This window comes from Streptomyces sp. NBC_01003, from assembly GCF_045162695.1.
Classification (GTDB): Bacteria; Actinomycetota; Actinomycetes; order Streptomycetales; family Streptomycetaceae; genus Streptomyces.
The window spans coordinates 1,146,079-1,158,361 of record NZ_CP108707.1 but is presented as its reverse complement, the minus strand read 5'-3'; the positions used below and the strand labels follow the sequence as shown (position 1 = coordinate 1,158,361).

At 71.0% G+C, this 12,283-nt stretch carries 14 protein-coding genes; 5 read left to right on the top strand and 9 right to left on the bottom strand.

The annotated features are described in order from the left end of the window. Window positions 1-59: 59 nt before the first annotated feature. On the top strand, window positions 60-1,205 hold the full coding sequence (locus OG698_RS05540; RefSeq protein WP_406101777.1) for an LLM class flavin-dependent oxidoreductase: 1,146 nt from the start codon (window positions 60-62) through the stop codon (window positions 1,203-1,205). Window positions 1,206-1,226: 21 nt separating this feature from the next. Here the strand turns inward: OG698_RS05540 and OG698_RS05535 are convergent, their stop codons facing one another. Together OG698_RS05535 and OG698_RS05530 are read right to left on the bottom strand one after the other, a co-directional pair. Next, a complete protein-coding gene (locus OG698_RS05535) occupies window positions 1,227-2,750 on the bottom strand; it encodes an MFS transporter (RefSeq protein ID WP_406101776.1) in 1,524 nt (507 codons plus the stop codon). Between the two features lie 174 nt (window positions 2,751-2,924). Then, window positions 2,925-3,416, bottom strand: a complete 492-nt coding sequence (locus OG698_RS05530) for a glutathione peroxidase (RefSeq protein ID WP_399971524.1) — start codon at window positions 3,414-3,416, stop codon at window positions 2,925-2,927. A gap of 116 nt (window positions 3,417-3,532) precedes the next feature. Between OG698_RS05530 and OG698_RS05525 the strand changes: the two genes are divergently transcribed. Both OG698_RS05525 and OG698_RS05520 read left to right on the top strand, forming a co-directional pair. Further along, on the top strand, window positions 3,533-4,618 hold the full coding sequence (locus OG698_RS05525; RefSeq protein ID WP_100593167.1) for an S-(hydroxymethyl)mycothiol dehydrogenase: 1,086 nt from the start codon (window positions 3,533-3,535) through the stop codon (window positions 4,616-4,618). After that, the gene (locus OG698_RS05520) at window positions 4,618-5,250 is read left to right on the top strand and encodes an MBL fold metallo-hydrolase (protein ID WP_406101774.1); all 633 of its coding nucleotides are present in this window, start codon (window positions 4,618-4,620) and stop codon (window positions 5,248-5,250) included. Before OG698_RS05525 ends, OG698_RS05520 begins: the two co-directional genes overlap by 1 nt. Before the next feature lie 83 nt (window positions 5,251-5,333). Here the strand turns inward: OG698_RS05520 and OG698_RS05515 are convergent, their stop codons facing one another. The 3 genes from OG698_RS05515 to OG698_RS05505 all read right to left on the bottom strand — a co-directional run bounded on the left by OG698_RS05515 (window position 5,334) and on the right by OG698_RS05505 (window position 6,750). Continuing rightward, window positions 5,334-5,735, bottom strand: coding sequence for an ATP-binding protein (locus OG698_RS05515; RefSeq protein ID WP_406101772.1), 402 nt, complete (start codon window positions 5,733-5,735; stop codon window positions 5,334-5,336). Between the two features lie 5 nt (window positions 5,736-5,740). Beyond that, window positions 5,741-6,316 (bottom strand): VanZ family protein, encoded by a 576-nt coding sequence (locus tag OG698_RS05510; RefSeq protein WP_406101771.1) that lies wholly within the window; start codon window positions 6,314-6,316, stop codon window positions 5,741-5,743. Between the two features lie 149 nt (window positions 6,317-6,465). Next, window positions 6,466-6,750 carry a hypothetical protein gene (locus OG698_RS05505; RefSeq protein ID WP_406101769.1) on the bottom strand — a complete coding sequence of 95 codons (285 nt, stop codon included), beginning with the start codon at window positions 6,748-6,750 and terminating at the stop codon, window positions 6,466-6,468. Between the two features lie 145 nt (window positions 6,751-6,895). Between OG698_RS05505 and OG698_RS05500 the strand changes: the two genes are divergently transcribed. Beyond that, the gene (locus OG698_RS05500; RefSeq protein ID WP_406101768.1) at window positions 6,896-7,591 is read left to right on the top strand and encodes a DUF2470 domain-containing protein; all 696 of its coding nucleotides are present in this window, start codon (window positions 6,896-6,898) and stop codon (window positions 7,589-7,591) included. Here OG698_RS05500 and OG698_RS05495 read toward each other — a convergent pair. Both OG698_RS05495 and OG698_RS05490 read right to left on the bottom strand, forming a co-directional pair. After that, window positions 7,572-7,871: a hypothetical protein gene (locus tag OG698_RS05495; protein WP_406101767.1), complete on the bottom strand. Its 300-nt coding sequence runs from the start codon at window positions 7,869-7,871 to the stop codon at window positions 7,572-7,574. The genes OG698_RS05500 and OG698_RS05495 overlap by 20 nt on opposite strands. A gap of 52 nt (window positions 7,872-7,923) precedes the next feature. Beyond that, window positions 7,924-9,012 (bottom strand): acyltransferase family protein, encoded by a 1,089-nt coding sequence (locus OG698_RS05490; RefSeq protein ID WP_406101765.1) that lies wholly within the window; start codon window positions 9,010-9,012, stop codon window positions 7,924-7,926. 109 nt (window positions 9,013-9,121) lie between these two features. Between OG698_RS05490 and OG698_RS05485 the strand changes: the two genes are divergently transcribed. Next, entirely contained in the window at window positions 9,122-10,282 is a 1,161-nt protein-coding gene (locus tag OG698_RS05485; protein ID WP_406101763.1) for an amidohydrolase family protein, read from the top strand. Between the two features lie 18 nt (window positions 10,283-10,300). Here OG698_RS05485 and OG698_RS05480 read toward each other — a convergent pair whose 3' ends face one another. Together OG698_RS05480 and OG698_RS05475 are read right to left on the bottom strand one after the other, a co-directional pair. Continuing rightward, a complete protein-coding gene (locus tag OG698_RS05480; RefSeq protein WP_406101761.1) occupies window positions 10,301-11,341 on the bottom strand; it encodes a PhlD in 1,041 nt (346 codons plus the stop codon). An 80-nt stretch (window positions 11,342-11,421) separates the two neighbouring features. After that, window positions 11,422-12,243, bottom strand: a complete 822-nt coding sequence (locus OG698_RS05475; protein WP_406101760.1) for an XRE family transcriptional regulator — start codon at window positions 12,241-12,243, stop codon at window positions 11,422-11,424. Window positions 12,244-12,283 lie beyond the last annotated feature (40 nt).

Below are 12,283 nucleotides of genomic sequence, written 5' to 3'. Positions count from 1 at the left end.
CCCGCCCAGTCAGGGCCTGTTGACAGCATGTTGTAGTTCCTTGCGATCGGAGCCCGCCCGTGTCCCTCACCTTCCACTGGTTCCTGCCGACCAACGGCGACAGCCGCCACGTCGTCGGCGGTGGTCACGGCACACCCGTGACCGCGGCGGGCGGTGACCGGCCCCCGTCCATCGGCTATCTCACGCAGATCGCCCGCGCCGCCGAGGACCTCGGCTTCGTCGGCGCGCTGACCCCCACCGGCGCCTGGTGCGAGGACGCGTGGCTGACCACCGCCATGCTCAGCCAGCAGACCGAGCGCCTGAAGTTCCTCGTCGCGTTCCGGCCCGGCTTCGTCTCGCCCACGCTCGCCGCGCAGATGGCGTCCACGTACCAGCGCCAGACCGGCGGCAGGCTTCTGCTGAACGTCGTGACGGGCGGCGAGAGCCGCGAGCAGCGCGCCTACGGCGACTTCCTCGACAAGGAATCCCGGTACGCGCGCACCGGTGAATTCCTCGAGATCGTCCGGGGGTTGTGGGCCGGCGACACTGTCGATCTCGCGGGCGAACACCTCCAGGTGCAGGACGCGCGGCTCGCCCGGCTGCCCGACCCGGTTCCCGAGGTGTACTTCGGTGGCTCCTCGCCGGTCGCGGGGGAGATCGCGGCGCGGCACAGCGATGTCTACCTCACCTGGGGCGAGCCGCCCGCCCAGGTCGCCGAGAAGATCGCCTGGATCCGCGGCCTCGCCGAGAAGGAGGGCCGCACCGTCCGCTTCGGGATCCGGCTGCACGTCATCACGCGCGACACCGCCGAGCAGGCCTGGGCGGAGGCGGACCGGCTCCTCCAGGGCTTCGACCCGGCCACCGTCAGGTCCGTCCAGGAAGGGCTGGCGCGCAGCGAGTCCGAGGGCCAGCAGCGCATGCTCGCCCTGCACGGCGGAAGCTCCAACAGCCTGGAGATCCACCCGAACCTATGGGCCGGCATCGGCCTCGTACGCGGCGGCGCCGGTACCGCGCTGGTCGGCAGCCATGACGAGGTCGCCGACCGCGTCGAGGACTACCACCGACTCGGCATCGACGAGTTCGTGCTCTCCGGATACCCGCACCTGGAGGAGGCGTACTGGTTCGGGGAGGGCGTCCTGCCACGGCTGCAAGCCCGCGGGCTCTGGGCACACCCGCACCGGGATGCGGCAGCGCTGACGGCACCCCAGGTCCCGTTCGGGAGCTGAGCCGGTCCGCGCGCTCCGCCGCTACAGCACCTTCGGCTGGTTCCGCTCGCGCGTCCCGGGCTCCAATGCCGGTGCCGCCACGCCCAGATGCGAGCGGCACTGCGGCTTCGGCGCCTCCTCCAGCCGCGGCCGGACCGCCGCCGGACGGATGAACACGAGGGCCGTCGCCGAACCCAGTGCGAACAGCAGGGCGCACCCCATGGCCGCCCGGTGGAACGACGTGTTGACGGAGTCCGGCTGCGTGTACGCGTCCCCGGACAGCCCGACCGCCAGCGGCAGCGCCGCCACTACGAGGAGCTGCGCGACACGGGCCGCCGTGTTGTTGACGCCGCTGGCGAGCCCGGCGTGGCTCGGTTCGACCGACGCCAGGACCGTGGCCGTCAGGGGCGCGACGAACGCGCTCATGCCCAGGCCGAGGACCGCCACCGCGGGCAGCACATCGGCCACGTACGACGAGCCGGGCTCGATCCGCAGCATGAGGAGCAGGCCCACGGCCGCGATCAGCGGCCCGGCGACCAGGGGCGGCGTCGGTCCGACACGGCGCGCGAGATCGCCCGCACGGGCGGAGAGCAGCAGCATCAGGACGGTGATCGGCAGCGTCGCCATACCCGCCTCGAGCGCGCTGTAGCCGAGTGCGATCTGGAGCTGTACGGGCAGCAGGAACAGGATGCCGCCGATCGCCGCGTACAGGCACAGCGTCATCGCGTTGGCCGCGCTGAACAGCCGGGAGCGGAACAGCGAGGGCGGCAGCATCGGGTTTGCGCGCCGGTGCTCCACGGCGACGAAGGCGACGCCGGCGGCGACACCGAGCACAGCGGGCAGCGCCGTCGACACCGCGGACGCGCCGCCGGACGACCCGATGAGCGCATAACTGATGCCCACCAGGCACAGGGCGGCGAGTATGGCCCCCGCCATGTCGAAGCGGGTCCCGGCGACCTCGGCCTCATGGCTCTCCGGCACGTGCCGCACCGCGATCAGCAGCACGATCACGGCCAGCGGCACATTGATCAGGAAGATCCACCGCCACCCGGGGCCGTCGATCAGATACCCGCCGAGGAACGGTCCGAGCGCCCCCGCCACGCCAGTGAGCCCCGACCAGGCGCCCACGGCTCGCGACTGGTCGTCGGGGTGGAACGAGGACCGTACGAGGGCCAGAGACCCGGGTGTGAGGAGCGCACCGCCTACTCCTTGCAACGCGCGGGCTGCGATGAGTACGCCCTGGTCGGGGGCGAGCCCGCACAGCGCCGACGCGACCGCGAACCAGGCCACGCCGAGCACGAGAGTGCGCCGCCGTCCGATCCGGTCGCCGAGCGCTCCGCCCCACAGGAGCAGAGCGGACAGCGTCAGCATGTAGGCGTTCACGACCCACTGGAGGCTCGACAGGGAGGCGTCGAGGTCGCGGCCGATGGTCGGCAGGGCGACATTCACCACCGTGCCGTCGAGCATCGCCATCCCGGAGGCCAGGACGACGCAGGCGAGGATCCAGCGACCCCTGGCGGAGGAGAGCCGGATTCCGGGGGTGGACTCGACGGGTTCGGGCGTCATCGCAGCCATTGTCGTGGACGCGGGGGAGCGGCGCGAGACCGCGCGGCGAGCGAGCCGTTCCACCGCGCCGTCATCGCGCCCGACCCGGTCGGCCACGGAGCCTCCGACAGACCCCGCGCCGACTGCTCGGAGCGGGGCATGACGGAGGCCGGCGATCGGAGAACCGCGTAACCCCTACTTCGGAAGGTTGGCCTCGATCGCGGCGAGCACCTCGGGGGCGTCCGGCACGACCTGCGGCGAGAAGCGGGCGACGACCTCGCCCTTGGGGGAGAGCACGAACTTCTCGAAGTTCCAGCGGATGTCCCCGTCGTGGCCCTCCGCGTCCGCCGTGGTGACCAGACGCTCGTACAGCGGGTGGCGCCCCTCGCCGTTCACCTCGACCTTCTCGGTCATCGGGAACGTCACGCCGTACGTTGCCGAGCAGAACTCGGCGATCTCCTCGGCGCTGCCGGGCTCCTGGCCCATGAACTGGTTGCAGGGGACCCCGAGCACGCTGAAGCCGCGGCCCGCGTACTCGGCGTGGAGCTGCTCCAGGGCCGCGTACTGCGGGGTGAGGCCGCACTTCGAGGCCACATTGACGATGAGGACGGCCTTGCCCTCGTACTGGGGGAGGTCGGCGGGGCCGCCCTGGAGGGCGGCGATCTCGACATTCTCGTAGACAGACATGCTTCGGATGCTAGCGACCCGTGCGGTCGCGCTCCTCGTCACCCCGGCCCGGATCGGCGGCCCATCTGTGAAGATGGCCAAGAACGATGCGACGAGCGAGTGGAGGGCTGATCGTCATGGCGCAGCAGGTGCGAGGCGTGATCGCGCGGGCCAAGGGAGAGCCGGTGCGGATCGAGACGATCGTCGTGCCGGATCCCGGGCCCGGGGAGGCCGTGGTCAAGATCCAGGCGTGCGGGGTCTGTCATACCGACCTGCACTACCGGGAGGGCGGCATCAACGACGAGTTCCCGTTCCTGCTCGGTCATGAGGCGGCCGGTGTCGTCGAGGCGGTCGGTGACGGGGTCACCGAGGTCGCGCCGGGCGACTTCGTGATCCTCAACTGGCGTGCCGTGTGCGGCCAGTGCCGCGCCTGCCTGCGTGGGCGCCCCCAGTACTGCTTCGACACGCACAACGCGAAGCAGAAGATGACGCTCCTCGACGGCACGGAGCTCTCGCCCGCGCTCGGGATCGGCGCGTTCGCCGACAAGACGCTCGTCGCCGCCGGGCAGTGCACCAAGGTCGACCCGGAGGCGTCGCCCGCCGCGGCGGGCCTGCTCGGCTGCGGCGTCATGGCCGGTCTCGGCGCCGCCATCAACACCGGCAACGTGGGCCGCGGCGACTCCGTCGCCGTCATCGGCTGCGGCGGCGTCGGCGCGGCGGCCGTGACCGGCGCCCACCTCGCCGGTGCCGGGAAGATCATCGCCATCGACATCGACGACAAGAAGCTGGCGACGGCCAGGAAGCTCGGCGCCACGCACACCGTCAACTCCCGCTCCACCGACCCGGTCGAGGCCGTACGCGAGCTGACCGGAGGGTTCGGCGCCGACGTCGTCATCGAGGCGGTCGGCCGCCCGGAGACCTACAAGCAGGCCTTCTACGCCCGCGACCTCGCCGGAACCGTCGTCCTCGTCGGCGTCCCCACGCCCGAGATGCAGCTCGAACTGCCCCTGCTCGACGTGTTCGGGCGCGGCGGCGCGCTCAAGTCGTCCTGGTACGGCGACTGTCTGCCCTCGCGCGACTTCCCGATGCTGATCGACCTCTACCGGCAGGGGCGGCTCGACCTCGACACGTTCGTGACCGAGACGATCGCCCTGGAGGACGTGGAGAAGGCGTTCGAGCGAATGCACCACGGCGACGTGCTCCGCTCGGTGGTGATCTTCTGATGGCGGGCGCGCGCATCGAACACCTCGTCACGTCCGGCACGTTCTCCCTCGACGGGGGCACTTGGGACGTCGACAACAACGTATGGCTCGTCGGGGATGACAGCGAGGTCGTCGTGATCGACGCGGCGCACGACGCCGACGCGATCGCCGAGGCCGTGGGCGACCGGCGGCTCGTCGCCATCGTGTGCACCCACGCGCACGACGACCACATCGACGCGGCACCCGCGCTCGCCGAGCGCACCGGGGCGCCCATCCTCCTGCACCCCGCGGACACGGAGCTGTGGAAGCAGAAGCACCCCGACCGCACGCCTGACGGGGAACTCGCCGATGGTCAGCAACTTGCCGTGGCGGGCGTGGAGTTGACCGTGCTGCACACGCCGGGGCACTGCCACGGCGCGGTCAGCCTGTACGCGCCGGAACTCGGCGCCGTCTTCACGGGGGACACCCTGTTCGCGGGTGGCCCGGGTGCGACGGGGCGGTCGTTCAGCGACTTCCCGACCATCGTCGAGTCGATCAGGGAGCGGCTCCTCACGCTGCCGCAGGAGACCGTCGTACGGACGGGGCACGGCGACAGCACGACGATCGGGGCGGAGGCGCCCCACCTGGAGGAGTGGATCGCCAGGGGTCACTGAGCCGGTCGATCAGGCAGGTTGATCAGGCCGGTCCAACAGGCCGGGCGGCAGACAGAGCGCTGCCGCCCGGAAGGGCCTGGTCGTCAGGGGTGGGCGAGTACGGCGCGAACCGTCTTTCCGCCGTAGGGGTCGCTCACCACGCACATACGTCGCGACAGCGCGTCGACGAGCGAGATGCCGCGGCCCGACTCCGCGGACACCGATTCCGGCCTGAGGCGCGGGTGGTGCGGGCTGTCGTCGTGGACCGAGACGGTCAGCTCGTCCGCGTCGAGGCACAGACTCATCCGGCAGTGACTGCCCTTGATCCGGGCGGCGTTGGCGACCAGCTCCGAGACGACGAGCACCGCGTCGTGCGCGCCGCCGGGGCTCCGTCCCGCAAGAAAGTCCTGGGTGAGGCGGCGGGCCCAGCGGGCCGAGCCCGAGCCCTGCGGCAACAGGTACTCCACGCGTGCGGGTCGCCGTACCGCGCGCTTGAGCGCACGCATGACGATCACTTCCTTCCGTCGCCGGTGGCGCCGGGTGTTCCCCGGTAACGAGCCCCATTCCCCGGGAACCTGATCGCCAAGCGGTTACGGCCCGACGGCCGTGCGAGGGCGTGGTAGCTGTGCCCGATGCGGCGCCCGAGCAGGAAGTAGGCGATCAGGGCGCCCGCCGTATTGAGGATCACGTCGTCCACATCGAAGGCGCGCCCCTCGACGATCGCGCCCTGCGCCAGCTCCACGAGCGCCATCACGAGCACCGTCACCGCGAGCACCCGCATCATGCGGCCCTTGCGCGCCACAAGCACCGGAAGCAGCAGCCCGAAGGGCGCGCCGAGCAGCAGATTCCCGCCGATCTGCTTGCACGCGCCGAGGAACGTGTACGACTCGGCGTACTGGCGCAGGGAGTGGCCCGGCCGCATGTTGGACCCCGCGACGTCCGCCGACGCCGGGGACGGTGTCAGGGTCAGCCGGGCGAGGACCGCGGAGAACGCCACGAGCGCCAAGAACGCGAGGCCGGCGATGAGCGCCCGGGCGACGATCCGCCCCCACGGCACCGGCTTCCGTGTCGCCGGCTTACGCGCCACCGGTTTCCGTGGCACCCGCTTTCTCGCCACCCGCTTCCGTGCGTCGCCCTTACGCTCCTGGCCCTTTCTCCGACGTGCCGCAGTCTCTGAGGTCATGGAGGCCGGTTGCCCCCGCGCGCGCCGGCCAATCCGGCTCGGGAGCGTTCGCGTCAGCTCTTCGTCTCCGGAGGATGCGTCAGGGAGTCCAGGAACCGCTGCAGCGCGGGCGGTCCTTCGCCGCAGCGGCCGCGCTCGACGTGCGGTATCGACAGCTTCCCCAGGCGCAGGTCCTGCTCCTCCATGGCCTGCGCCAAGTGCAGTCGTTCCAGGGCACGTTCGGCGGCTGTCTGACGTATGTACTCGACCACCGTCACGCCCAGGTGGTCCGCGTGCGAGCGGACCGCGTCGTACTCGTCCGGCGTGAAGAGGTCCCGCAGAAGGGCAGTACCGTCCATGGCGGCATGATGCCGCTCCCGGCCGACGCGCGTGGGCATACGGCATATTCACCGTCCGATCGCGTGGCGTTCGCCGCCATCGCACGTACTGGCCTCCTCCGCGAATCTCCGATAACTTAGGCAAGGCTTACCTAAGGAGGTTCGGATGGGTGTCCGACAGATCAGTACCGCCGCTCCCACCGCGGCGGCACGCGCGCGATCAATGCTCGCCACCGCCTGGTCGTGCGAAGTGACGACGGACATCGGGCAGGAGGACCTCGTGGGATCCCATCGCGTCACCGATGAGGGCGAGGTACGGATCCAGCCGCCGGCCGACAGCCTCCTGTCCGCCGCCGTGCTCTGCGCGCCCCGGGGTGAGCCGACCGCGCTCGTCGAGTTCGCGGACGCCGCGCCGGTACCCGTCAGGGACCGGATCCGCGCACGTCTGTGGCTGTCCGGGTCGCTCGAGCCCGACGGCGAGCAGTTCGTGCTCAGGCCCGTCCGCGCCGTACTCCAGACGCGTACCGGCCGCACGGGCATCGATCTCGACGAACTCGCCGAGACCGCGCCCGACCCACTCACCGCGGCAGAACCCCGCCTGCTCACCCATCTCGCCGACTGCCACCCCGAAGCCGTCGAGCAGCTCACCCGGCTCGTCGACGTGGACAGCCTGCACGGCGTCGTCCGGGTCCAGCCCCTGGCCGTCGACCGGCACGGGATCACCCTCCGGCTCGAACGAATCCGCGGCCAGGCCGACGTGCGCCTCCCGTTCCACGCGCCCGCCGACGACCTGGTCCAGCTGAACGAGCGCATGCACGCCCTGCTTTCGTCCGCGCAGGCGGTCAGCCGCCGTCGCAGGTGAGGTCGGCGGCGCGCATGAATCCGAGGGGCGCGCCGTTGTCCGTACGCGAGACCCGCCACAGCTCGTCCGCGCCCTGCCGTGTGCCGTTGACCGGGATTCCAGGGTCCAGATAGCCGACGATGTCCGTCCACGGATTGTTGCCCGCGTAGATCGGGGCGTCCTCGTGCGTGGCGATACACGTGCCGCCCGCGTGCGCCGTGCCACCGAGCAGGGGCACGGAGGCGAGGAGCAGGGCCGCGGGCAGCAGCAGTCGGAAGCGGCGGAAGCGGGTGCGGATCACGAGGGAGGTGCCTCTCTGGGGGCCGGCTGAAGGTTCGGCGACCCGGCACAGGCTAGGGGCGCAGGACCCGCTCGACGGGGACGCCGGTCACCGGCGGTTCGGCCTCCCGCGCCGGTTCCGTACGCAGGAACGCCCACGGCACGCGCGGCTCCACGGCGAATCGGAAGACCCACCGCACGGGAGACGTACACAGAAGGGTGATGACGGCGACCGCCGTGGCAGTCACCGCCAGTTCGCCCGCCGGAGTGTGCAGCCATGGGTGGTCGTACCAACCCCAGAAGCGCGACGACTTGATGAGGAAGCCGTGCAGCAGATACGCGTACAGCGTCCCGGTGCCCAGTGTCGTGAACATTGTCTTCCGTCCCGGCACCCACGCCAGGAAGCAGGCGCTGAGGACGACGGCGAGGGCGAACAGGGCCGGCGTCGTGACCAGTCCCGCCCAGGCGGGGGCGCCGAGGCCGGTGACGCTGCCCCGGCGGTAGAACCAGCCCGCGTCGAACCAGGGAGCCACCGCGTACGCGGCGACCAGCGCCCCGGCCGCCACGGGCAGTGCCCACAGCCGGGCCCGCCGCGTGCGCAGCCGCTCGAAGTGCTCGGGCCGCAGCGTCAGCCCGAGGACGAAGAACGGCAGGAAACCCACCACCCGTTGGAGTGCCAGGTCACCGCCCGCGTCCGGCGCCATCGACACGAGCATGGCCAACGCCAGGGCGACCGGTACCGGGTGTCGTAGTTGCAGCCAGAGGGGTGTGGTGAGCCGCCAGATGAACAGCGCGACCAGGAACCACATCAGATACCAGGGGTCGAGCAGGCTGATCGGATACCCCGGATCGTCCTGCGCCCACCGGTAGAACAGCGTGTACGCGACCTCGAACACCACGTACGGCACCACGACCCCGCCGACAAGGCGGCGCAGCCGGCCGGGCGCCATGTCGAAACTCCGCGAGAAATAGCCGGAGATGAGAGCGAACGCCGGCATGTGGAAGGCGTACACACCGAGATACACGGCCGTCACGGTGCGGCTCCCGTACGTCAGCGGCTCCCACGCGTGCCCGCATGCCACGAGCGCGATCGTCAGGTATTTCGCGTTGTCGAAGTACGGGTCCCGTGCTCCTGGTCCGGCCGGTTCGTGGCGCCTGTCCATCGTTCCCCTTGAGCCCCTCGCGGTGCATGACCCTTGGTGCCCTGCCCGATAGGGCCCGTTTCATGACACACTCCCGGGTGCCCTTTTTCCGACCCTTCGGAAGGTCAGGATGAGCAGCAGGAAGCTGATCACGGCGGCGCGTGTGGTGACCGGTCCCGGCGGCCGCTGTGTCGAGGACGGTGCCGTTCTCACCGACGGGGACACCGTCGTCGCGGCCGGGAGACGCTCCGACGTCGAGGTTCTTGCGGACGAGCGGGACGAGCGGGACGAGCGGGACGAGCGCATCGCGCTGCCGGGCACCACCGTGCTGCCGGGACTCGTCGACGCGCACGTCCACCTCGTCTTCGACGCGGGTACGGACCCCGTCGGGACGCTCGAACGGCAGGACGACGAGGCGCTGCTCGCCGTCATGAGGGAGCGCGCCGCGCAGCTCGTGGCGAGCGGCGTCACCACGGTGTGGGACCTGGGGGACCGCGGGCGGCTCACGCTGCGGCTGCGCGAGGAGATCGAGTCTGGCGCGGTGCCGGGACCCCGGATCGTCGCCGCGACGACGCCCGTCACCCCTAAGGGCGGTCACTGCTGGTTCCTGGGCGCCGACGTGATCAAGGTCATGGCGACCGGTGGCGCTCTGACACGCGGCGGACCGGCCACGTGGCAGGCCCAGTTCGGCGCGGGTGAGCTGGCCGTCGTCGTCGAGGAGGCGCGCCGTGCCGGGCTGCCGGTCGCCGCCCATGCGCACGGCACTGCCGGGATCGAGGCCGCGGTGACCGCGGGCGTCGACACGCTCGAACACTGCACCTGGATGACCGAGGACGGCAACGATCTGCGCGACGACGTGCTCGACACCATCGCGGAGCGCGGGATCCGCGTCTGCCCGACCGTCAGTCCGCACTGGCGGATGCTGCCGACCGTGTTCGGGGCCGAGCGCGCCGAGAGGCTGTTCGGCCAGGTGCGGACCATGGCGGAACGCGGGGTCCGGTTCATCGCCGGTACCGACGCGGGGGTGCAGCGCGCCGGGTTCGACGGCCTGCGCCGGAGCCTGACGTTCTTCGAGCACATCGGGATGCCGGCGCCGCGCGTCATCGACATGGCCACCACCGAGGCCGCCGACGCGCTCGGTGCCGGCGGCCGCGCGGGACTGCTCGCCCCGGGGCGCCCGGCCGACCTGATCGCCGTGGGCAGCGACCCGCGCGCCGGACTCGAGGCGCTCGCGGACCTGCGGTTCGTCATGAGCCGGGGAGAGCTGATCCCGCCTCAGGGCGTGGGATGAGGGGCGGGGGGCGCCGTTTCAGGCGTGCCAGTGGCCGTGGAGGGCGGCGGTGGTGAAGCCGGGACCGTAGGCGACGGCGACGCCTTTGGTTCCGGCGGCGGGAGGCGCGGTGTGGGTGCGCTCCAGAACCCGGAGAATGCTGACGCCGCCGAGGTTGCCCTCTTCGGAGAGGGTGTCCGTGGAGTGGTGGGCGGCCTGGGGGGTGAGGCCGAGAGCGGTGGCTGTATCGGTGATCATGCTCGGGCTGCCGGGATGTATCACCGTGAATCCGACGTCCCGTCCCGCGAGCCAGTCCATGAGGGCCGGGTGCGTCTCCGTCGCAGCCCGCGGGGCCTTCTTGGTGGAGTCGAAGTGCATGCCGTGGGCGTCCAGACGGCCGCGGTAACGGTCGAAGGTGTCCGGAAGCGTGTACTCGAACGTGTCCTCTATCGCGAGCCCGGTGGTCAGCGGCTCACTGGTCACGACAGTGGCGCCGGCCGCGTCCGCGAACAGGGCCTTGTAGATCATCGCCTCGATGGTGGAAGCGGAGTGGTTGTACGCGGTGGAGAGCACCTCCGCGGCCACCACCAGCACCGTCTCTGCCGGCCGCGCGGCCACCAGGTCCGTGGCTCGGATGAGGGAGTGGACCCCTCCGGCGCACGCCACTGTCGTGAGAGCGACACGGCGCGTGGTGGGGCGCAGGCCGAGGCGGCCGATCAGATGGACGTCCAGGTTGGGGACCGCGTAGCCGGTGGCATGCGTCGTCACGATGGCATCGATGTCACGCGCGCCGACCCCCGCCGCTTCGAGCGCGGCCGCGGCGGCGCGCTCGGACATGTCCACGGCGTCGTCAAAGGCCGCCTGGGTTCGCGCGTGTACGTCCGCCGTACCGCCGACTGTGGGGGAGTTCAGCGGCCTGGTGAAGTAACGGGTGCGCACGCCGCAGTTGTTGACGACACGCAGAAAGGCGCCGAGGCGTGGGTGATCCGGATGGTTCGTGCGTATGTCGTCGGCTATCTCGTCGGTGGTGACCTTGTGGGCGCCGAGGATGGTCCGAGGGGGCGAGACGTAGGCGGGCATGGGGTGTCTCCCACAGTGCTGAGTCGGGCGTGGGGGGTGTCGCACAAAGTACTGGACGCCCCTCGACTCCGACCATCTGCTCAGTGGGCCCTGAGCATCGGCGGCCGTGGACCGGGGCGTTCGGTGCCACGGCGGAAGACGAGTATGAACAGCCGCGAGCCGGGAGCTGTCATGGGTTGTGCGGCGCAGATCGACACCCAGCCCTGCCCTTTCCTGCTGTGGAGCAGGGGACGTTCGTGGCCATCGGCGTGGATGAGCGAAGCCCCGGTCTCGTAGATGTCTGATGTGTCGGGATCCTCCATGACCTCCTTCTCGATCTGCCGCAGTGTCTCGTCCTCCGGCCGCGCGACCAGCGCCGCGCGCAACTGCGGGAGCACCCAGGGGGCCCAGGCATTCTCCCAGTCTGTCAGGAGCTCGCGGCCCTGGGGTTCGAGGAGCATCCAGCGCATCGTGTTCGTCGGAACCTGCTCGTCGGGGAACAGGGAGGCGAACGCGACGTTGTAGGCGATCATGTCCCAGGAGGCGTCGGTGACGTACGCCATGTGCCCGATCCCGTCGACAGCGTCCTGCCAGAAGCCCGGGATCTCCTTCCCCGACGACTGGTGCAGCGGTCCGGGCGGATCCTGGAGCAGGGCGTAGCGGCACAGCGACACCCACTCCTGTTCGTCGAGGTCGAACAGCAGGGCGACGTCCCGAAGCAGGACCGTCGGCGGGTTCGGGTAGTTGCCCGACTCCAGCCGGTGGTACGTCCCCAGGGTGCGGTGGAGCAGTTGGTCCACCTGGTGCTGGGAGAGGCCAGGGGCGCGCCGGCCCTGGCCCGTGGGGCGGGTGAAGCCGTGGGATTCGGGGGCTATCAGGGCGCGCCGTTCACGGAGCAGGGCGCGGAGCGCCGTCTTGTTCATGGTGGGTAATCCCTTGAGGTCCACGCCGAGTTGAGCGAGT